At 72.0% G+C, this 19662-nt stretch carries 19 protein-coding genes and 1 pseudogene; 12 read left to right on the forward strand and 8 right to left on the reverse strand.

Features of this window, described 5'->3' with window-relative positions:
• Nucleotides 1-54 precede the first annotated feature (54 nt).
• Both M3Q23_08350 and M3Q23_08355 read left to right on the forward strand, forming a co-directional pair.
• Nucleotides 55-108: pseudogene (locus tag M3Q23_08350) on the forward strand (hypothetical protein).
• Between the two features lie 617 nt (nucleotides 109-725).
• Nucleotides 726-2057, forward strand: a complete 1332-nt coding sequence (locus M3Q23_08355) for a hypothetical protein (protein ID MDP9342096.1) — start codon at nucleotides 726-728, stop codon at nucleotides 2055-2057.
• Nucleotides 2058-2090: 33 nt separating this feature from the next.
• Here the strand turns inward: M3Q23_08355 and M3Q23_08360 are convergent, their stop codons facing one another.
• Nucleotides 2091-3434 (reverse strand): MFS transporter, encoded by a 1344-nt coding sequence (locus M3Q23_08360; GenBank protein MDP9342097.1) that lies wholly within the window; start codon nucleotides 3432-3434, stop codon nucleotides 2091-2093.
• A gap of 80 nt (nucleotides 3435-3514) precedes the next feature.
• On the opposite strand from M3Q23_08360, the gene M3Q23_08365 reads away from it, so the two are divergent.
• From M3Q23_08365 to M3Q23_08385, 5 genes are all read left to right on the forward strand, one after another.
• Entirely contained in the window at nucleotides 3515-4342 is an 828-nt protein-coding gene (locus M3Q23_08365; protein MDP9342098.1) for a DegV family protein, read from the forward strand.
• A gap of 43 nt (nucleotides 4343-4385) precedes the next feature.
• Nucleotides 4386-5066: a glycerol-3-phosphate acyltransferase gene (locus M3Q23_08370; GenBank protein MDP9342099.1), complete on the forward strand. Its 681-nt coding sequence runs from the start codon at nucleotides 4386-4388 to the stop codon at nucleotides 5064-5066.
• A 51-nt stretch (nucleotides 5067-5117) separates the two neighbouring features.
• Nucleotides 5118-6356: an aspartate kinase gene (locus M3Q23_08375; GenBank protein ID MDP9342100.1), complete on the forward strand. Its 1239-nt coding sequence runs from the start codon at nucleotides 5118-5120 to the stop codon at nucleotides 6354-6356.
• Between the two features lie 62 nt (nucleotides 6357-6418).
• Nucleotides 6419-6967 carry a TetR/AcrR family transcriptional regulator gene (locus M3Q23_08380; GenBank protein ID MDP9342101.1) on the forward strand — a complete coding sequence of 183 codons (549 nt, stop codon included), beginning with the start codon at nucleotides 6419-6421 and terminating at the stop codon, nucleotides 6965-6967.
• A gap of 81 nt (nucleotides 6968-7048) precedes the next feature.
• A complete protein-coding gene (locus M3Q23_08385; protein MDP9342102.1) occupies nucleotides 7049-8488 on the forward strand; it encodes a DHA2 family efflux MFS transporter permease subunit in 1440 nt (479 codons plus the stop codon).
• 28 nt (nucleotides 8489-8516) lie between these two features.
• Here M3Q23_08385 and M3Q23_08390 read toward each other — a convergent pair whose 3' ends face one another.
• Both M3Q23_08390 and M3Q23_08395 read right to left on the reverse strand, forming a co-directional pair.
• On the reverse strand, nucleotides 8517-10427 hold the full coding sequence (locus M3Q23_08390) for a branched-chain amino acid ABC transporter ATP-binding protein/permease (protein ID MDP9342103.1): 1911 nt from the start codon (nucleotides 10425-10427) through the stop codon (nucleotides 8517-8519).
• Nucleotides 10428-10435: 8 nt separating this feature from the next.
• Entirely contained in the window at nucleotides 10436-11371 is a 936-nt protein-coding gene (locus tag M3Q23_08395) for a hypothetical protein (GenBank protein ID MDP9342104.1), read from the reverse strand.
• Nucleotides 11372-11431: 60 nt separating this feature from the next.
• On the opposite strand from M3Q23_08395, the gene M3Q23_08400 reads away from it, so the two are divergent.
• The gene (locus M3Q23_08400; GenBank protein ID MDP9342105.1) at nucleotides 11432-12007 is read left to right on the forward strand and encodes a hypothetical protein; all 576 of its coding nucleotides are present in this window, start codon (nucleotides 11432-11434) and stop codon (nucleotides 12005-12007) included.
• Between the two features lie 24 nt (nucleotides 12008-12031).
• Here M3Q23_08400 and M3Q23_08405 read toward each other — a convergent pair whose 3' ends face one another.
• From M3Q23_08405 to M3Q23_08415, 3 genes are all read right to left on the reverse strand, one after another.
• Nucleotides 12032-13384: a hypothetical protein gene (locus M3Q23_08405; GenBank protein MDP9342106.1), complete on the reverse strand. Its 1353-nt coding sequence runs from the start codon at nucleotides 13382-13384 to the stop codon at nucleotides 12032-12034.
• Nucleotides 13339-13767 carry a hypothetical protein gene (locus M3Q23_08410; protein MDP9342107.1) on the reverse strand — a complete coding sequence of 143 codons (429 nt, stop codon included), beginning with the start codon at nucleotides 13765-13767 and terminating at the stop codon, nucleotides 13339-13341. The genes M3Q23_08405 and M3Q23_08410 overlap by 46 nt, the downstream gene beginning before the upstream one ends.
• 61 nt (nucleotides 13768-13828) lie before the next feature.
• The gene (locus M3Q23_08415; protein ID MDP9342108.1) at nucleotides 13829-15082 is read right to left on the reverse strand and encodes an ABC transporter substrate-binding protein; all 1254 of its coding nucleotides are present in this window, start codon (nucleotides 15080-15082) and stop codon (nucleotides 13829-13831) included.
• A gap of 101 nt (nucleotides 15083-15183) precedes the next feature.
• Between M3Q23_08415 and M3Q23_08420 the strand changes: the two genes are divergently transcribed.
• Genes M3Q23_08420 through M3Q23_08435 form a run of 4 tightly spaced genes read left to right on the forward strand, consistent with a single transcriptional unit; the run spans nucleotide 15184 to nucleotide 17932 of the window.
• Nucleotides 15184-16218, forward strand: coding sequence for an aspartate-semialdehyde dehydrogenase (locus M3Q23_08420; GenBank protein MDP9342109.1), 1035 nt, complete (start codon nucleotides 15184-15186; stop codon nucleotides 16216-16218).
• A 26-nt stretch (nucleotides 16219-16244) separates the two neighbouring features.
• Complete coding sequence (locus tag M3Q23_08425) at nucleotides 16245-17249, forward strand: hypothetical protein (protein ID MDP9342110.1); 1005 nt, start codon at nucleotides 16245-16247, stop codon at nucleotides 17247-17249.
• Nucleotides 17250-17291: 42 nt separating this feature from the next.
• Complete coding sequence (locus tag M3Q23_08430) at nucleotides 17292-17525, forward strand: AbrB/MazE/SpoVT family DNA-binding domain-containing protein (protein ID MDP9342111.1); 234 nt, start codon at nucleotides 17292-17294, stop codon at nucleotides 17523-17525.
• Nucleotides 17526-17584: 59 nt separating this feature from the next.
• Nucleotides 17585-17932 carry a VapC toxin family PIN domain ribonuclease gene (locus M3Q23_08435; GenBank protein MDP9342112.1) on the forward strand — a complete coding sequence of 116 codons (348 nt, stop codon included), beginning with the start codon at nucleotides 17585-17587 and terminating at the stop codon, nucleotides 17930-17932.
• A 2-nt stretch (nucleotides 17933-17934) separates the two neighbouring features.
• On the opposite strand, the gene M3Q23_08440 is transcribed toward M3Q23_08435, so the two are convergent.
• Entirely contained in the window at nucleotides 17935-18411 is a 477-nt protein-coding gene (locus M3Q23_08440; GenBank protein ID MDP9342113.1) for a GNAT family N-acetyltransferase, read from the reverse strand.
• Nucleotides 18412-18427: 16 nt separating this feature from the next.
• Nucleotides 18428-19615: a GNAT family N-acetyltransferase gene (locus tag M3Q23_08445; GenBank protein MDP9342114.1), complete on the reverse strand. Its 1188-nt coding sequence runs from the start codon at nucleotides 19613-19615 to the stop codon at nucleotides 18428-18430.
• Nucleotides 19616-19662: the final 47 nt, after the last annotated feature.

Consider the following 19662-nt stretch of genomic DNA (forward strand, 5'->3'; position numbering starts at 1 on the left):
GGGACCGTCAACGCCGTGGCCCACCACCTGGTGGGGACGGCTGGTGTGCTGGGCGTGCTCCCGGCCGGGACGCTCAACCATTTCGCCCGCGACCTCGGCGTCTCGAACCCGGACGTCGCCATGAAGGTCCTGGCCGAGGGCCGGCCTCGCCGGGTGGACGTCGGGAGGGCAGGCGACCGTCATTTCCTGAACGTCGCCGTGGTCGGCCTGTACCCGGAGGCGGTGGAGGTCCGAGGCCGCCTCCAGCACCGGGTCGGGAAGTGGCCGGGGCTCGCCATCGGGTGGGTCAGGGTCCTGGTCCGGGCCCGGCCGCTGTCCGGGGCCATCGCGGCCGACGGCGACCGCAGGATGCTGTTCGCCTGGACCGTGCTCGTGGCGAACAACCGGATGAGCACGGCGATCGGACGGGTCGGCCGGCGTGATCGCCTGGACGAGGGCGTCCTGGACCTGCACGTGGTGCTGGCGAAGCGCGGGCTCCGTGGGCGCTATTCACTGGCCCGTCAGACCCTCCGTCCGCGGCCGTTCGGGTGGGGGCGTCTGGTCCGCCGGGACGCAACGTCGATCGTGTTGGAGCTCCCCACGCCGCGGCCGTTCGCCCTGGACGGGGAGCACCACAGCCCCGTCCGTTCGCTGGCCATCGAGACCGTTCCCAGATCGCTCAACGTGCTGGTAGGACCCTCCGGAGACTGGACAAGCCAAGGAGCGACCACATAGGCTTCGCCCCGATGGCGCCCCATCGACGAGTCCCCTGGCATGTCGCGGCGGCCTCGTTCGCGTTCCTCGCTCTGGTGGCGGCGGCATGTTCCAGCAGCAGCGGCTCGCCTCCGCCGCCTGAGGTCCACGGCATCCTCGGCTTCGACGATCGGGCGGCGCGGGCCGCGTTCGTCCCGCCCATCTCCAAGGAAGCGTTCTTTCCCTGCGGGTCCAACACCACGGCGTTCGGGACCGAGCTGCTGAACACGGCCCCCAACAAGGCGAAGGTGCTGAACGAGTGGGGCGACCTCGTGCCGGGGGAGCAGGTGTACGAGGAGGGCTCGGTCACCGGCCTCAACATCACCGGGCCGGGACAGGCGCCGGGCTTCTTCTCGGGGGACCTGCCGCCCACGCACCCCTTCGGCCGGGACATCACCTACAACATGCAGCTGGACTCCTCGTACGCCCGCCTGTCGCTGAAGCTGGGGCCCGGTCTGGGCGGCAACGCCCCCGGGTTCCTCCATACGGAGATCCCCGTCGGCCGGCTTCCCCACGACAGCACCGGGAACGTGCTGTCGGGATTCATGCCCCAGGAAGGCGACCGGTCGGCCGTGTACGGCCACTGGATCGTCGACTGCGGCCACGACAGCTTCCAGAGCGAGGTGCATCCGCCGTCGTTCATGTCGTTCGGGCACCAGGACGGGAGCACCACGGTGGTCCACGCGTTCGCCGACCCGTACTACGAGACGCAGCTGTTCAACCCGGACCCCTCCGTCGCCGCCGACGTGACGAACACCGCCCGCTTCTCCGACCCGGCCACGGTCCCCTTCCCCTTGGCGCTCTACAACAACGTCCTCCAGATCGCCGGGATCAAGACGCCTCCGGCCAACCGGCTGGCGGCGCACATGCTGATCGCCCCCAACGAGACGTCGCCGATCACGTGGTACGCCTGCGCTCCCAGCGGGACCAGCGGGAAGCTCTCGGTCAACTACCACTTCAACGTTCGCCCGGGTGTGAGGATCACCGAGCAGACGCTGAACGACATCGGGTGCGCGCAGTTCACGGCGACGATCGGTTCCTCCTACGCGCCCCAGACCCTGAAGCCCGAGAGCTGCGTGGTCCCGTGGAGCGTCCTGAACGCGGAAGCGGCCGCCGCGCTCGGTGAGGCCAGCATCGACATCCGCGGGGCCATCGTGAAGCAGGTGCCCGCATCGATCGCGCCCAAGGTGGAGAACAACCCGGTGGTGGACTGCTACCCCTCCCTGGTGGCCCCGGCGCTGACCGAGGGCAACGGGACCGCGGTTGCCTCCAACGCCTCGCAGCCGTTTCCGTTCTACGGAGAGATCGAGGTCTCCCGGGGCTGAGGCCTCGCCTCTACCTCCGTTCGGCCCGCCGGATCAGGAGGTCTCGGCTTCCGGCTCCTCCGGCTCCTCCCGCTCCTCCCGCTCCCCCGCCTCCTCCGACGGCTTCGGCGTGCGCAGGATGCCGGACGCGGCGAACCCGCCCAGCAGGATCAGCCCGCCGCCCGCCAGCATGCCGAGCTGGTTCCCGTCAAGGTGGATGATGAAGTGCAGCGAGGGGACGTTCACGGCCAGGGCCCCCATGCCGAGGGCGCCCGCGCCCAGCCCCACCCGGAACAGCATCTGGACGCCCGCCATGACCCGGCCCCGGATCCGGTCCTCGGTGACCCGCTGGGCGATGGACAGGGCCACGGTGATGGCGATCGAGAAGGCGGCGCCGAAGGCCACCGCGGCCGCGAACGCCAGGGCCAGGAACGGCAGCAGGGCCATCAGGATCAGCACGGCTCCGCACGCCAGCACGGAGGCCATGAACACGAACGGCGCGCCTCGCTCCTTCACGAACACGCGAACTGCCCCGAGGCCCAGGCCCATGCCCGTTCCCCACAGGGCCGCCAGCCACCCGAAGTCGGCGTCGCTGCCTCCCAGGGTGTGGTGGATGTAGGCGATCCCGATGGCGAACAGCACCCCACCGCCGAACATCGACACCACCAGCCCCGTGGCGAGCGACCGCAGCACCGGCTTGCGCCAGCCGTAGCGGAAGCCCTCCGCGAGCCCGGAGAACAGCTGGATGTCGGCGCCCGAGGGGTCCCGGGGGATGGAGATGCGGGAGATCATGGCCGCCGAGAACAGGAACGTCGCGGCGTCGAAGAAGAACGCGAACGCGGTCCGGTGGTCGTGGATGACGCCCGACAGCGGGAGGAACGACGGCCAGTGCGACGCGACGATCCGGAGGGCTCCGAACAGGGCGGCCGCGAACGGGATGGTCCCGAAGGACGACGCCAGCACCAGGCCGTTGGCGAGCGGGAGGTTCTCCTCTCGGGCCGGGACCAGCAGCGGCACGCTGGCGTCCCGGGCCGGCAGGAACACCAGCGACAGGCACTCGTGGGCGAGCGCGATCGTGTAGAGGATCCCGATGCCGAAGAACGGGACCAGCACGATGAGCCCGGCCCGGATCAGGTCGCACGTCACCATGACCAGCCGGCGGTCCAGCCGGTCCGCCAGCACTCCGCCCACCGGCGCGGCGAAGATCGGGGGGACCAGCCTCAGCACCAGGACCACCGCCACCGCGGTCGTGTTCCGGGTGAGGTCGTAGGCCAGGGCGATGAACGCGAACGTGGCCACCCAGTCGCCCAGGCCCGACACGGCCTGCCCGATCAGCAGCCGGCGGAATCCGCTGGCCCGCAGGATGGGACGAAGGCCGGTTTGGCTCGGGCTGCTCATTCCATCGAGAATCCTACGGGCCATGCGCGCACGTCCCGTGCGCGAGGGGCAGCCGGAGCGAGTGCCGGAGGGGGCCGAGGATGATCGCGACGGTCACGGACAGCGCGGCGAACGTGCCGCCGGAGGTCGCGCGCGAGCTCGGGATCGGGGTGGTGCCGATCCACCTCCGGTTCGGGCCGGACATCTACCGGGACGGCGTCGACCTGGTGGGCGGGGACTTCTACGAGCAGCTGGCGCGGGACGAGCGGGCGGCGTCCACGTCGGCGCCCTCGCCGGGTGACTTCCTGGAGGCGTACCGGGCGAGCGGCGCGGACGAGGTGCTGTGCGTGACGCTCTCCTCGGGCGTGTCGGTGGCCCACCACGAGGCCACCCTGGCGGCGGAGCGGTTCGAGGGCCGGGTGGAGGTGGTGGACTCCCACAGCGCAACGATGGGGGAAGGCTTCGTGGCCATCGAGGCGGCTCGGGCCGTGCGGGACGGGGCGTCCCTGGAGGAGGCCGCCGCCCGGGCCCGCGACGTCGCCTCCCGGACCCGGGTGTTCGGCGCCATCGAGACCTTCGAGTTCCTCCGGAAGTCCGGCCGGGTGAACAAGCTCCAGGCCTACGCGGCCGCCATGCTCGACATCAAGCCGGTGTTCCGCCTTCGGGATGGCGAGATCGGGCCGGTGGCCAGGCCCCGGACCCGCAGCCGGGCGCTGGCCCGCATCGTCGAGGAGACCCTGAAGGACGTGGGGGACCGTCCGGTCCACCTCGCGGCGTTCCACGCCCGGGCCGAGGCGGACGCGAAGGAGCTGGTCCGCCGGATCGAGGCGGAGGCCAGCGTGGTGGAGACCTTCATCGTGGACTCCACGCCCGCCATCGGCGCGCACACCGGCCCCGGCCTGGTCGGCGTGGCGTTCTTCTGTGACTGACGGTTGACAGACCCCTGGTCGGATTGGTGGGAGACTTGCCGAGGTGAACGCCGGCCGTGTTGCCTGGGCGGTGGGTGCGTACCTCGCCGGCACGTTCCCTTCCGCCTACCTGATCTCGCGGGCGAACCACGCCCAGGCCGTGCTGGAGGGGTCGAACCGCCGCTCCGGGGAAGGGGACGCCCACGTCCTCATCAAGGCCCATCTGGGCGGAGGATGGGGCACGCTGGCCGCCATCCTGGACGTGGCCAAAGGCCTGGTGTACGCGCTGGCCGCCGAGTACCTGGGGTCGCTCCCGGAATCGTGGCTGGCCACCGTGAGCGTGCTGATCGTGGTGGGGCACTCGTTCCCGTTCTACGCCCGGTCCATGGGCGGGCGCGGGCTGTCCGCTGCGGCCGGGGTGTTCCTGACGCTCCTGCCGGTCGCCATGGTCGTGGCTGGCGTGGTCATCGTGATCGGGTACGTCCTGCGCACCACCGGCCCGGCCTCCACGCTGGGGTTCGGCTTCGCTCCGGTGGTGGCGTGGATCACCGGGCAGCCGGGGGCTCGAGTGGCCATGGCCGCGGCCATCTTCGGCGTGATCCTGCTGCGGCGGGCCGAGGGCATCCAGCTGGCCGCCGCCCGCAAGGGATGGCCGAGCGCCCTGGTTCGCCGGCTGGTGTTCGACGCCGACCGGCCCGCGAGCGAGGTCGCGGTCCCCGGGACGGAGGAGGTCTCCCAGCCGTAGCTGTGGCGGTCCCGCGGCCCGGCCGCGACCCCTTGCTAGGCTCCTGAGCCGATGCCGATCGTGGTCCAGAAATACGGCGGCACGTCGGTGGCCGATCCCGGCCGGATTCAGGCCGTGGCGGACCGGGTGGTCCGGTCTCGAGGCCAGGGCGACGACGTGGTCGTGGTGGTCTCCGCGATGGGCGACACCACGGACGACCTCATGGCCATGGCCCGGCAGATCGCGCTGGCCCCGAACGCCCGCGAGCTGGACCTGTTGCTGACGGCCGGCGAGCGCATCGCCATGTCCCTGCTGTCCATCGCCATCAACGCCCGGGGGTGCCCGGCCGCCTCCTACACCGGCTCCCAGGCCGGGATCATCACGGACACCCGCCACGGGAACGCCAAGATCATCGACATCAAGCCCGGCCGGATCCTGGAGTCCCTGGCCGGCGGGAACGTGGTGATCGTGGCGGGGTTCCAGGGGGTGTCGACGGCGTACGACGTGACGACCCTGGGGCGGGGTGGCTCCGACACCACGGCGGTGGCCCTGGCGGCGGCGCGCGGCGCCGAGCGCTGCGAGATCTACACCGACGTGGACGGCGTGTTCACCGCCGACCCCCGCATCGTGCCGGACGCTCGCAAGCTCCATGCCGTGTCGTACGAGGAGATGCTGGAGATGGCGGCGACCGGGGCCAGGGTCCTTCAGACCAGATCCGTGGAGTACGCTCGGCGAAGCGGCATGCTGCTGCACGTGCGCTCCTCGTTCTCCGACGGGGACGGCACGTGGGTGACGGAGGAGGACGAACGCATGGAACAGGCCCTCATCTCCGGCGTGACGCACGACCTGTCGGAAGCCAAGGTCACCCTGTTCGGCGTCCCCGACCGGCCCGGGATCGCCGCCACGATCTTCGGGGCGGTGGCGGAGGAGGGCGTGAACGTCGACATGATCGTGCAGAACGTGTCCCGCGACGGGCGCACGGACGTGTCGTTCACGGCACCCAAGGACGACCTGGCCGGGCTGGCCGAGGTCATGGAGCGGGTTCGCGCGGAGATCGAGGCCGAGGGCGTCCAGATCGACGACGGCGTGGGGAAGGTGTCGCTGGTCGGCGCGGGCATGAAGAGCCACCCGGGGGTGGCCGCGGACATGTTCGCCGCCCTGGCCGCCGAGCGCATCAACATCGAGATGATCTCGACCTCCACGATCCGGGTGTCGTGCGTGGTCCGGGCCGCCGACGCGGAGCGCGCGGTCCGGGCCATCCACGACCGGTTCGAGCTGGCCAAGACGTCCTCGGTGCGCGAGGAACACTAGTGGCGACGACTTGACTCCTGAACTTAGTGAGTGCTAACTTATTGCCTATGAGCGCAGCGGCAGTGCGGTTGACGAAGGAGGAGCGGCGGGAGGCCATCGTGCGGGCGGCCATGGAGGAATTCGCCGTGGGCGGCCTGAACGGGACCCCGGTGGAGGCCATCGCCCGCAGGGTGGGGGTGTCCCAGCCGTACCTGTTCCAGCTGTTCGGGACCAAGAAGGAGCTGTTCATCGCGGCGATCAGGCACGGCTTCCAGCGGACCCTCCGAACGTTCATGGAGGCCGCGGCGAGCGTGCCGGCGGACGCCGACGCTCCGGTCGTGCTGAAGGCGATGGGGCTGGCGTACCGAGACCTCCTGGAGGACCGTACCCTGCTCCTGGCCCAGATGCAGGCCTACGTGGCCTGCGACGACCCGGACGTGCGCGAGGTGGTCCGGGACGAGTACGGGCGGATCTACCACTTCGTGGAGCGCGCCTCGGGAGCGCCGCCGGAGGCCGTACGTGCCTTCTTCGCCGAGGGGATGCTGATGAACGTGGCCGCGGCCATGGACCTTCCGGCCCTGAAGGCCGACTGGGCCCAGGCGTGCGTGGGATGGATGAAGGAGCCGTCGTGAAGCGGGGCGACGGTGCAGTGCCCTCTCTTTTTTGTCTCCGGTGGTAAGTGACGGCTCACTAACAGGAAGGAGGATGGGACGATGACGGAACGAGCGAAGACCGCGTGGGCCTTCGCCATCACGTCGGTGGCGCTGTTCATGGTGTCGCTCGACAACCTGGTGGTGACCACGGCGCTCCCGGTGATCAAGCGGGACCTGGGGGCGTCGCTGTCGGGCCTGGAGTGGACCGTCAACGCCTACACGCTGACGTTCGCGGTGCTGCTGCTGACGGGGGCGGCCCTCGGCGACCGGTTCGGGCGCAAGCGGATGTTCTCGATCGGGATGGCCATCTTCACGTTGGGCTCGGCCGCCGCGGCCCTGGCCCCCACCACGGGAGCGCTGATCCTGGCCCGCGCGGCGCAGGGCGTGGGCGGCGCCATCGTCACCCCGCTCACCCTCACCATCCTGTCGGCAGCGGTCTCGCCGGAACGGCGGGGCCTGGCCCTCGGAGCGTGGGGCGGTGTCGCCGGGCTGGCCATCGCGATCGGCCCGCTGGTTGGCGGGGCCGTCGTAGACGGCATCTCGTGGAACTGGATCTTCTGGCTGAACGTCCCCATCGGCCTGATCGTGCTGCCGCTGGCCGTCGCCAGGCTGACCGAGACCACCGGGCCCAACCGGGCCCTGGACCTTCCCGGCCTCGGGCTGGCCAGCGCCGGGCTGTTCGGCATCGTGTTCGGGCTGGTTCGCGCCAACGAGCACGGCTGGGGAAGCCTGGGCGTGGCCGGGCCGCTGGCCCTGGGCGGCGTGCTGCTGGCCTCGTTCGTGGCCTGGGAGCTCCGGACGCGCGCTCCCATGGTCCCCATGCGGTTCTTCCGGAACCGGGAATTCTCGGCGGCGAACGTGACGTCGCTGCTCATGTACTTCGGCATGTTCGGCTCGATCTTCCTGCTCGCACAGTTCTTCCAGGTGGTCCAGGGGTACTCGCCGCTCCAGGCGGGCCTGCGGACGCTTCCCTGGACTGGCATGCCCATCCTGGTCGCGCCGCTGGCCGGGGCCCTGTCCGATCGGATCGGGAGCCGGCCGCTGCTGGTGTCGGGCATGGCCCTGATGTCCGGCGCGCTGGCGTGGCTGGCGGCCATAAGCTCGCCGACCGTGCCGTACGCCCATCTGGTGGCTCCGTTCGTCATGGCGGGCGTGGGGATGTCCCTGTTCTTCGCCCCCACCGCGAACCTGGTGCTGTCGGCGGTGCGGCGTGACGAGGAGGGCAAGGCATCGGGCGTGAACAACACGATCCGCGAGGTGGGCGGGGTGTTCGGCGTCGCCGTGCTGGCCACCGTGTTCTCGGCGGTGGGGAGCTACGCGTCGCCTGCGGCCTTCGTGCACGGGCTGACCTCGGCGGTGTGGGTCGGTGCGGCGCTGGTGGGGCTGGGCGTGATTTCGGCGCTGGCCATCCCCGGCCGGAAGGCGATCGCGCTTCGGCGCGAGGCCCAGGACTTCGCCCTCCCCGAGCTGGTTCCGAGCCCGAGTCGCATCGCCTCGTAGGCCGCGTCTCGAGCACCGCCCGCCAACGTCACGGCGGACCCACCGGTCCCATGTAAGCCAGCTGGACCTGTGGGTCCGCCGCGACCTCGTCGGGGCTCCCGGTCGCGATGACCTTCCCGGCGTCCAGCACGGTCACCCGGTCCGCCACCCGGCGGACCAGCCGGAGGTTGTGCTCCACGACCAGCAGGGCCAGGCCGCGGCGACGCAGGTCGTCCAGGATCCCGGCCAGGCGGTGGAGGTCGGCAGCGGAGGCGCCGGCGGCCGGCTCGTCCAGGAGCAGGACCCGGGGGTCCGACGCCAGGGCGGCGGCGATCATGAGCAGTCGCCGCTCCGACCCGGTGAGCCGCTCCGCGGGAACGTCTGCCCGCGGGGCCAGGCCCACCGCGGCCAGGACCGCCATTCCCTGTTCGCGCATGGCCCGTGCCTCGAAGCGAGCTATCGGCGTGGCCAGAAGGGTGCGGAGGCCCCCGCTGTGGGTGCGGCGCGCCTCCGTGCCCGCCACGGCGTGATCGAGCGCGGTCAGATCGGGAAACACCACCGTGGCCTGGAGGGTCCGGGCGATCCCCCGGGCCACCCGATCCGCCGCCGGCAGCGCGGTGACGTCTCGCCCTCCCACCAGCACCGAGCCGGCATCGGCCGGGATCGCGCCCGCCAGGAGCCGCAGGAGGGTCGATTTCCCCGACCCATTCGGTCCGACCAGCGCGTGGACCTGGCCGGCGCGCAGTTCGACGTCCACGTCGTCCACTGCTGCCACGCCGCCGAAGCGCTTGCGGAGCCCCGTCGCTCGGAGTGCCGTGGAGGGCGCCGCATCCGGCCGCGGGCTCGGGGCGGGCGATGCATCGAGCTCTTCCACCGGAGCCAGAGAAGCCGGCGGGGCTTCCCGGCTGAGGGCCGGCCCCCGGAGCCGGCGCCACGCGGTCGCCCCCACCCGGACCAGCCCGCCTCCCCCCAGGACCAGCGCGGCCAGGAGGAGCACCGCGGCGAGCACCGGCTCGAACCGTTCGTGGGGCACCCCGATGGCCGATCCCAGCCAGGCGGAGACGCGGGGAAGCGCCGCCAGCACAGCCGCGCCGACCACGGGGCCGAGCGTGGTCCCCGCCCCGCCCAGGAGCACGGCCACGAACAGCTCGACCGACCGGAGCGGCCCGAACGAGGCGGGATCGGCCACCCCGGCCACCTGGACGGCCAGGGCACCCGCCGCCCCCGCAACCCCGGCGGCGGCCACGACGGCTCCCCATTCCAGCGGCGCCGCCCGGATCCCCAGCGCGGCGGCCGCCCCGGGTCCCTGCCGGACCGAGGCCAGGGCCAGCCCGGGCCGGTTCCTGGACGAGACCCGGTAGGCCAGAAGGGACAGGGCCACCAGGACCAGCGCGGCCTCGTACAGGACAGCCGGGGTGGTATGGATCACCGGCCCCAGACCGCTGATCCGGAACGCCCGGGTGGGGAGGACCAGGCCCTGGGCTCCCCCGGAGACACTTGGAAACGCCGTCAGGGCCAGGCCCATCAGCCAGGCCACCAGCCAGGTCGCCACGGCCAGGGCGGCCTGATGCAGCCGGGTGGCCACCACCCCGACCACCCCCCCCGACACCAGCGCCAGGCCGACGCCGGCCAGGGTGGCCGACGCCGGATCCCATCCCGCCCTCGACACCAGCAATCCAGCGGAGAACGCGCCCACCGCCATGAACGCTCCCTGGCTCAGCAGCGGGATCCCCGCCAGGCCGACCGCCGCGTTCAGCCCGACGGCGGCGAGGGCGGTGCACAGCCAGCCGGCCACGTCCGCGGTCCGCGACGGACCGAGGGCCACGGGAGCGACGGCCGCGGCGGCGAGCACCGCGAGCGTCCCCCAGGCGTGGACGCCCCACGCCGCCCGGACGTCCCTCCCCGCGCCGGCCAGGGCGCTCGCGAGGTCCCGACGCGCACGTATGACCGCCCCCGCCACCGGCCGGCTCATTCCACCGGGGCGGTCTCGCCCCTGCGGCGGCCCACCACCGCCACCAGCACCGCCACCACGAGCGGCGCCACGTCCCGCCACGAGGGACCCAGACGGAACCCCCCGATGTGGACCGAGGCCACCGCGGTCTCCAGGACGCCGATCCCGAGCCCGGCGGCGAACGAGCGCCACGGCGAGCCGAACCCGGCCAGCAGGGCCGCGGCCAGTCCCTTCAGCCCGAGAAGCGCGCCGGTGTCCGCGTTCACTGGTGCGCCCGGCGCCGCCACCACGGCGGCGAGAGCCGCCAGCGCCCCGATCCCCGCGAAGGCCGCCGCCAGCAGCCGGTCCACCGGCAGGCCCACCGCGTCCGCCGCGTCCAGGTCCGAGGCCAGCGCCTGGAGCGCCTTTCCATGCCGGCTCCGCCGAAGCACCGCCGCCGAGATCGCCGCCAGGGCCACCCCCACCGCGATCACGAAGAACGCCCTGGCCGGCACGAACGTGCCGCCTCCCAGCGAGATCGCGCCGCCCCGCCCGATGCGGTCGAACGGCAGCGGGTCGGGCAGCACGTAGGCCCCCCGGACGAAGGACGCCGCAAGGAACCCGTGGATGGCGAAGGCGGCGGCGACCATGGCCCCCACCCACCCGATGGTCGAGCGACGCCGCAGGAAGGGCCGCACCGCGAGCCAGTACAGGAGCAGGCCCGCCGCGATCGCCACGGCCAGCCCGCCGATCAGTGCCAGCGCATAGCGCCACGCGGGGACGTTGGTCGCCGTGACCGGGCCGGTTCCTGCCGCCAGGGCCAGCGTGGCGAACACCGCCAGCCCCACCAGGTCACCCAGCGCGAACGGGACGACGCCGGTCAGTCGGTAGGCGAGGGAGGTTCCCACCGCCACGAGCCCGTACACCGCTCCGGCGGCCAGGCCGGTCACCACCACCTGGATGGTCAGCGACACGAGCGCTCCGGGAGGGTTGTGTTGACGGTGGACGAAGCGTCGCCGGAGTATAGCCGCGCCGTGGTGCCCGATCCCCTCGCCCGCACGCTCGCCGCCGGCGCCCTGGTCGTCCTCCTGGCGGCGTGTGGGACCGGAACCACGGACGCCCCACCGGCCACGCCGTCCACGGTGACGGTCTCCCAGGCCCCGGGGGGACTGACCAGGCCCACCGTCCTGCCCTCCAACCTCCCGGCCTGCAAGTACCCCCTGCACGTCGCCACACCGACGTGGCTACCCGTCGACCTGCCATTCCCCGTGGGGACCTACACCTACCAGGTGCTTCCCGACTCCAACGGGTACCACCGCGCCCTCCTGCTGCTCCCGACCACCCTCGACAAGCTGACGCGGTTCGTCCTCACGCAATGGCCGAAGGCGGGGTGGGTGCTGGGGCGAGGCGACTCCGAGGCCGGCGAGGTGGAGGACCAGTTCGTGAAGTCGCCCGCGGTCGGCGCGTTCAAGGCCGTCTCCGAGTACTGCGCACCCGGCTTCTCGAGGATGCTCATGGTCTTCACCGAACAGACCGCGGTGCTGCCGGGCTTCCCGAGCCCGTCGGGCTCGAGCAGCCCGCTGGTCACCTCCCCGTCGCCGACCGGCTGATCCGGGGAGGCCCTCCAGGAACCCTCAGGAGCGGCTCCACACCAGCAGGCTCCCCAGCGCAAGGACCATCGCCACCACCACGGCGGCAGCGACTCGAGCCGGCCCTCCGGACGGGATGGCCGGCGCGCCGGCGGCCGGAGGCTGCGGGGGCGCCAGCACGAAACGGTAGACAGTCCGGGCCGGCCCGAGCGGGTCCGGGTTCCCCAGGTACGCGTCGTACTGCCGGAGCCGCGCGGTCATCCACATGGTGTCGAGGATGTCCCGCAGCAGGTCTCGCCCGCTCACGGAACCCGGGTCGAGCCGGAGGGCCTCGGTCCATGTGGCGGCGTTCGTCGCGGGGCCGAGCGGTCCGGGGTCGGGGGGAGCGGGCCCGACGTCGATCGCGATGTCCGGGAGGCGGAGGTCCCGGACCGATGCCTCGACGCGAACCCATTTCCGCAGGGGCTTCCAGCCGCCCAGCAGCGCGGAGAACTCGATCGCCGCGTGCCGGCCGGTACCCACCTGGCGGGCGTGCCGGGCGTTGATGTCCCACTTCCTTCGGGCCGGAAGCTCGATCCTCCCCGAGATCCGCATGGGCGCTTCCAGGTTCGCCGTTCGCACCGAGACGGGTTGCTCTACCGGCACCTCGACCGGCACGCCGCCGACGCCGGGTTTCGGTCTCGCGTTCCGCTCGAGATCGGCCCGAATGGCGTCCAGGGTGGAGGCCGCGACGACCAGATCGACCCCGCCGTCGACCACCTGGATCGGCACGGCGGACCTGTTCTCAACGACCAGGCGGATCTGGAGATGCCCGGACGCGGGCCGGCCCGGTTCCAGAGGCCGTCCGTCCACGGTCATCGACAGCCGGACCTGGACCGGCAGCCGGGAGGCTTCCTGGTCGGGGAGCAGCGTCACCTCCGCGCCGAGCTCCTTCGTCCCGGAGGAGAACCCCTGCCACAGCACGGCGCCCTTGCGAAGCCCGGGCTCGGTGTCGGAGCCCGGAAGCGCCTGGACGTCACTGGCCGGTCCGGGGATCTTGAACTCGAAGTCGCCCAGCCCGGACAGGACCAGGCGCTGGTCGTCCACCACCGCCACCGGTGAGCCATCCAGCCCCATCGACACCCGGACCTCTTCGCGGTCGGTGGCGGGGCCGGGGATGCGGGTCTCGATCCCCTTGGGGCCGTTCAGGAGGCGCTCGATCCCGGCGCCCACGGCCACGGCGTCGGCCTCGGTGGGCAGCTTGACCCGCACCGTCTGGTCCCCACCGGCCCGGGCGGCCGTGGCCGGAGCCAACGCCACCGCCAGCATCGGGATGGTCGCCGCGAGCAGCGCGGCGGCGCCCCGCCGTCGGGCTACGCGGGACGGATGGTGATGGACACGTCCGTTCGTCCCTCGCATGGCACGGTCAGTTTGACCTGTCCCGTGGTCGAGTTCCCGGAGAAGTTGACCTCCGCGTCGTCCTCTTCCTTCTCCGACGAGGTCACCGTGTACCCGCCCGTGCTCAGCGCGCTCTTGTAGTCGCCGTACACGCCCTCCAGGTCGTCGTTCACGACCCCGGTCACGATGGTGGACGGCCCTGCCGGCGACACATCGGTGACGACGATGTCCGAGGGGCCGGGAAACGCCGCCGCCACGCTGGGCACGGTGGCCAGGGCTGACGGCACCGGCCCGCAGCCCCCTCCGGCGCTCGTCTCGCTCCCCGCAGTTTCGGTCTCGCCCTTCTTGGAGCACGCCCCCAGCAGGAGGCCCATGGCCAGCACGAGCACCAGCGTCCTTCTCATCAGCCCCCGCCCTGTCGAAGCCCGGAAGCCCACCCCCGAACCGGGCCTGGCTCGCGGGATGCTATCCAGTCTGCCGGATCACCGGCAGCGTCGAGGACAGCGGATCGTCCTCGACCGGGGCGTAGGTCATTCCCCGGAACACCGCGAAGTACACGTCGTCGTCCACCACGCCGTCGTGGTTCTTCTCGTTGAACCCACGCTCGTCCCCGTTGGCCCCCCGGGTCTCCACCTCGTTCAGCGCCTGCACCAGCGGCGCGCCGGTCTGGCCCCCCGACGCCTGGAGCGCCTTGGCCAGCAGGTTCACGAAGTCGTATGGATACATCGCGTAGTCGGGGGGCTGGAGGACCTCCTGTCCCGAGGGTGTCTTCACGCCGGTGTCGTCGGGGCCGAAGGCCTTCTGGTACGCCCGCTGGAACCGGAGGAAGGGACCCGGGCCGCGTTCCGCCGTCATCCGGCCGGCGGCGAAGGTGAGCCCGTCCACCCATTCCGGATGGTCGGCCAGCTGCTGACGGATCAAGGGGTCCTCGCCGGACGGGGGCGTGTAGATGGGGACGTCCCAGCCGCTCGATCGCGCGGCCCGGACGACCTGGGCGATGGTCGAGGCGCGTGCCCACACCAGGAGCGCGGTCGCGCCGGACCTGCGGGCCTGGAGGACCTGGGGCGAGACATCGGTCGCCGACGCCGGGACCGTGATCTTCGCGGCCACCGCATCCGGGTTGTGGCCGAACGCGTCGGCCAGGGCACGCGTGCCCTGCTGCCCGTAGTCGGAGTCGTCCGTGAGCAGGGCCACCTTCAGCCCCTTCGGGATCAGGTACTCCGCATAGCGGAAGGCGACCCCGTGGTCGGTGGGCGCGATCCTGAACAGGTTGGGCCGGGTCTGGGGATCGACCTCGCCCTCGCCGCCCTGGTACGTGATGCAGATCGGGAGGTGGGCGGCTTCCGCCGTCTGCCACGACGCGTCGATGCCCGTCCCCTCGTCGACCACCGCGACCGCGTGGTCGGCGACGGCCTGCCGCACGTTGGCCAGGGCCCGCTCCGCGGACAGCCCGTTGTCGTAGCGCTTGACCACCAGCCGGTAGGTGGTGTTCCCGATGACGAGCCCGCCCCGCGCGTCGATCTGGTCCACGGCCAGCTGGACGCCGTTGGCGATGGTCTGCCCGACGAAGGCGTCCTCCGAGAACGGAGCGTTCACGGCGATGAGCAGGGTGGCCTGGTGCGCCGGCTGCGATCCCCCGCCGGAGCAGGCCTGGAGCGCGGCCACGAGCGGGAGGGTGGCCACCGCCGCGGAGAGCGCTCGAGACGCGGGCCTGCGCATGCGAGGGCCGAGTGTATGGCACCCCGCCCTGCTGGGCGGCTCCAATCTGGTCCGATCGGCGTCGGGCGAGTGGGGCCGCAACGAACGGCGGCGCCGGTAGGATGGGCCGGATGCGAGTCGCGGTGGTCGGAGCGACCGGAGCCGTCGGACGGGAGATGGTCCGCACCCTCGAGGAGCGTGGCTTCCCGGCCGACGAGCTCGTCCCGCTGGCCTCGCCGCGCTCGGAGGGCAAGCGCATTCGCTTCCATGGCGAGGAGTTCGTGGTGCGGCCGCTCTCGCCGTCGGCGCTGCGGGGCGTGGAGCTCGCGCTGTGGTCGGCCGGCGCAACCGTCTCCCGGGCCGTCGTGCCCGAGGTGGCCGCGGCCGGGACGGTGTGCGTGGACAACTCCTCGGCGTTCCGCCAGGACCCGGACGTCCCCCTGGTGGTGCCCGAGATCAACCCCGAGGCCCTGGAGGGTTCGCCGCCGCCGCGGATCGTGGCGAACCCGAACTGCACCGCCATCACCATGCTGATGGCCGTGGCGCCGCTGCACCGCGCCGCCGGCCTCCGCTCGCTGGTGGTGTCGTCCTACCAGTCGGTGTCCGGCGCGGGGATGCGGGCCATCCTGGAGCTGGCCGACCAGGTTGAGAAGCTGCACGGAACGGAGGAGCACCTGGTCCGCCCCGACCACGACGCGCTGCCGAGGGGCGACGTGTTCGGCCGGACCATCGCCTTCAACGTCCTGCCGCTCCAGGGCGGGATGGAGGGCGACTGGACCGGCGAGGAGCGCAAGCTCATGGGGGAGCCCCGGAAGATCCTGGGGCTGCCGGACCTGGAGGTCCACGCCACGGTGGTGCGCGTCCCGGTCGTCACGGGCCATTCCGTGAGCGTGTACGTGACCTTCGACCGCCCCATCACGCCGGACGAGGCCCGTGAGGTGCTCGGTCGGGCGCCGGGCGTGCGGGTGGTGGACGACCCGGGCGCCGGTATCTACCCGACCCCGCTCGACGCCGCCGGGATCGACGACGTGCTGGTGGGCCGGGTCCGGCAGGCCGAGGGCCGGGACGACGCCCTGCTGCTGTTCGCCAGTGGCGACAACCTCCGCAAGGGCGCGGCCCTCAACGCCGTGCAGATCGCCGAGAAGCTCTTCCTGTAGGAGAACCGACCCGGAGCCGAAACGCGATGGAGTTCCTCAGGTCCGAGATCCACGAGGCGCGGACCCTCCCGCCGGGTTCCGACGAACCGGCCACCGTGCCCGTCGAGGTCCGGTGGGATCCCCTCACCGGCCACACCACGCGGCTGATGGCCTCCGGCGGCGCGCTGATGCCGAGGAACGACTTCGACCTCCACGCGCTGGCCGACCAGACCGCCACGACGTGTCCGTTCTGCGGCGACAGCGTGGACGCCCTGACCCCGCGGCTGGTTCCGGAGATCTCGCACCAGGGGCGGATCCGCCGGGGCGAGGCCGTGCTGTTTCCCAATCTGCTGGCCTACGCGAAGCACGCCTCGGTGTCGGTGTACTCGGCGGGCCGCCACTTCCTGCCGCTCGGCGACATGACCCCGGAGCTGGTCGGCGACAACCTGGCCACCCAGGTCGCGTTCGCCAAGGCGGTGCAGGGCTTCGATCCGGCCTCGCGGTGGGCGTCCATCAGCGCGAACCACATGCTGCCGTCGGGGAGCTCGCTGTTCCATCCGCACCTGCAGGGAGCCGTCGATCCCACCCCGACCACCATGCAGCGCATGCTGGCCGAGACCCCGGCCGAGCGGTTCACCGGCTATCTGGAGGCCGAACTGGCCGACGGCCGGCGGTACCTGGGCAGCACCGGCAGCGTGGAGTGGCTGGCCTCGTTCGCCCCCATCGCGCCCGCCGAGCTCCGGGCGTTCGTCCCCGGCTGGGCCTCCCCGGCCGAGCTGTCGCCGTCGCTGGTCGAGGAGCTGGGCCGAGCTGTCGCCACCGCGCTCGGCCTGTACGCGGAGATGGGCTACGAGAGCTTCAACATGGCCATCTACGGCGCGCCCCCCGGGACCCCGGGCTATCCGCTGAACCTGCGGATGGGCGTGCGGTCGAACCTGAAGCCGCTGTACCGGTCCGACGCCACGTACTTCGAGCGCCTGCACTGGGAGGGCGCGATCGACATCTTCCCCGAGGAGCTGGCCGAGCTGGCAGGCGACCGGTTCCGACGGTGACCGCCAGTTGACGCGGCAAGTAAGAATTCTTACTGTAGAGGTATGAAGGCAGTCGTCAGCGAGAAGGGCCAGGTGACCATCCCGAAGCGCCTTCGGGAGCGGCTGGGGATCCGCCCGGGGCAAGTCCTGGAGTTCGAGGAGGAGGCCGGACGTTTGGTGGCTACCAAGGCCATCCCCGAAGAGGATCCGGTGGACGCCGTGTTCGGGATCCTCGACCTCGGCATGAGCACCGACGAATTCATGCGCGAACTCCGTGGCGATCCAGATACGGTGTGATCACGGCCGTCGATACCAACGTCCTCGTTGACGTGTTCGCTTCGGATCGCAGGTTCGGGGTGTCCTCACGCGAGGCGCTTCGACGGTGCCGTCGGGAGGGTGCGCTCGTGGCATGCGAGGTCGTCTGGGCCGAAATCGCGTCCGCTTTCCTCACTCCAGCGGAGGCACAGGGTCGCATGGAAGGGCTCGGGATCTCGTTCTCGCACGTCGACCGTGACGTTGCCCTCGTCGCGGGGGCTGAATGGCGATCGTACCGGCGAAGGGGCGGCCCACGGGAGCGCATCGTGGGGGACTTCCTCGTTGGGGCCCACGCCCGGCTCCGGGCCGACCGCCTCCTGACCCGGGACCGGGGATTCTACCGAACCTACTTCGAGGGGCTCGAGATCCTCGATCCCACTCGCGCCTGAGGCTATGGGCCAGGCGGCGGCGGCCAGGCGGCGCCCTCGAGGAGCCGGACGAAGGACTTGCCGGAGTCCGTCCAACCCTCGCGGAGGTAGAACGCGTGGGCCCGGGTCCGCCAGTTCGCCGACTCCAGCCTCATGGCGAAGCAGCCGCGTTCCCGAGCCAGCTCCTCCGCCCGGGCCAGCAGGGCCGCGCCGACGCCGCGGCTCCGCGTGGCCTCCGACACGATGAGGTAGGGGGTCCAGGCCTGGGGCTTGGTGAAGTTCAGCCAGGTCTGGTACTCCATGTCCACGAACCCGACCACGCCGCCGTCCAGCTCGCCGACCAGGGCCTCGGTGTCCTCCCGTTCCAGGTAGGCCAGGAAGAGCTCCCGGGTCGGAGCCTCGTCGGGCGTTCCCAGGACGGCGGGCCGACCCAGCTCCGCAAGCAGCGCGGCCACGGCCGGCCAGTCCTCGGAACGGGCCCGGCGAACGGTCACGGCCACCGGACGAGCCTCGGGATCAGAAGAAGTCGGGCGCCCACGGGGGAGAGCCCGCGAACAGCCGGCCCAGGAAGGGCAATCCCGGATCGTCGGCATCCAGGGCGCCCAGGTGGACCAGGTCGGCGGCCGACACGTAGCCGGCGTACAGGGAGGTCAGCAGCCCGATGGGGATGGGCCGGCGGGGCGGGCCGTCCTCCGGGACCACCTTCACGGCCCCTCCCTCCGCCACGATCCGGAACGGGCCGCGGTTCTCCGGGAACAGGTCGTCGGCCACGGCAATGGTGGCCTCGCCGTCCACCTCCGGATAGCCCCGGGCCTCGAGGGCGCCGGCGACGTCCAGCAGACGGGACATGTTGCGGAACGTCCAGTGCGCCTTCAGCGACTGCTCCGGAACGAGCAGCCCGAGCGGCTCGTTGGGCGGTCCGTGCCACGAGAGCTCCGAGCCCAGGCTGGCGAACCGGCGGAAGTACCCCAGCAGGGCGGTGGCCGCGGCGGGCGTCGTCGCGACCAGGTGGCTGCACCCCAGCCGGTACCCCCAGTCGTCGGGGAAGTCTTCGAGGGCGAACGGGGCGTAGCCGTCGATGCCGTCCGCCCCGCGCACCACGACGGCTCGCGTCTGCTGCTGGTCCGGGGTGAAGCCCCGCCGGAGGACGCGCCGCTGCCACCACAGGTCGTCGTCGCCTTCCGCCGGCCCGTTGTGCGTGGCGGCGAACCGCCGGTAGCACTCCTTCAGCGCGTCGAGGTCGTCCTCGCGGAACTCGTCCACCTCGGCCTTCTCGTCGGCCCGCGGCAGCTCACGGGTCGGAGCCCGGTACTCGGTGTAGACCCCGGCGTACTCGAACCCCAGCCGCCGGTACACCGTTACCGTGGCCGGGTACAGCGTGGAGACGACCTTGCCGTCGTGGCGGGCCTGGCGCAGGACCGAGCGCATGAGGTCCGAGGCGATGCCGCCCCCGCGGCGCTCCGGAGCCGTGGCCACGCTGGCGATACCTGCCATCGGCACGGCCTGCCCACCGAACCACTGCCGGAGGTCGTACGTGCGCGCGGTCGCCACGACGCGATCGCTCTCGAAGGCGCACTGGAACTGATCGACCTTGAACTCCGCGATCATCCGCTCGGCGACCGCTGCGGGCGGATTGAAGGAGAAACGCAGCACCGCGCCGACCTGCGCTCGTTCCTCCTCGGTGGGCTGCCGGATGACGATCACGATGCCCGAGTGTAGCGGCCGGTGGTGACGGGCTACCCGACGGGCGT

Source organism: Actinomycetota bacterium, from assembly GCA_030774015.1.
GTDB lineage: Bacteria > Actinomycetota > UBA4738 > UBA4738 > JACQTL01 > JALYLZ01.

What these genes read in the sequence shown, in the direction of transcription:
- M3Q23_08355 (MDP9342096.1), top strand. Translation starts at nt 726, where the DNA reads ATGGCGCCCCATCGACGAGTCCCCTGGCATGTCGCGGCGGCCTCGTTC.
- M3Q23_08360 (MDP9342097.1), bottom strand. Translation starts at nt 3,434, where the DNA reads ATGAGCAGCCCGAGCCAAACCGGCCTTCGTCCCATCCTGCGGGCCAGC.
- M3Q23_08420 (MDP9342109.1), top strand. Translation starts at nt 15,184, where the DNA reads ATGGGCCGGATGCGAGTCGCGGTGGTCGGAGCGACCGGAGCCGTCGGA.
- M3Q23_08425 (MDP9342110.1), top strand. Translation starts at nt 16,245, where the DNA reads ATGGAGTTCCTCAGGTCCGAGATCCACGAGGCGCGGACCCTCCCGCCG.
- M3Q23_08385 (MDP9342102.1), top strand. Translation starts at nt 7,049, where the DNA reads ATGACGGAACGAGCGAAGACCGCGTGGGCCTTCGCCATCACGTCGGTG.
- M3Q23_08405 (MDP9342106.1), bottom strand. Translation starts at nt 13,384, where the DNA reads ATGCGAGGGACGAACGGACGTGTCCATCACCATCCGTCCCGCGTAGCC.
- M3Q23_08365 (MDP9342098.1), top strand. Translation starts at nt 3,515, where the DNA reads ATGATCGCGACGGTCACGGACAGCGCGGCGAACGTGCCGCCGGAGGTC.
- M3Q23_08375 (MDP9342100.1), top strand. Translation starts at nt 5,118, where the DNA reads ATGCCGATCGTGGTCCAGAAATACGGCGGCACGTCGGTGGCCGATCCC.
- M3Q23_08415 (MDP9342108.1), bottom strand. Translation starts at nt 15,082, where the DNA reads ATGCGCAGGCCCGCGTCTCGAGCGCTCTCCGCGGCGGTGGCCACCCTC.
- M3Q23_08430 (MDP9342111.1), top strand. Translation starts at nt 17,292, where the DNA reads ATGAAGGCAGTCGTCAGCGAGAAGGGCCAGGTGACCATCCCGAAGCGC.
- M3Q23_08410 (MDP9342107.1), bottom strand. Translation starts at nt 13,767, where the DNA reads ATGAGAAGGACGCTGGTGCTCGTGCTGGCCATGGGCCTCCTGCTGGGG.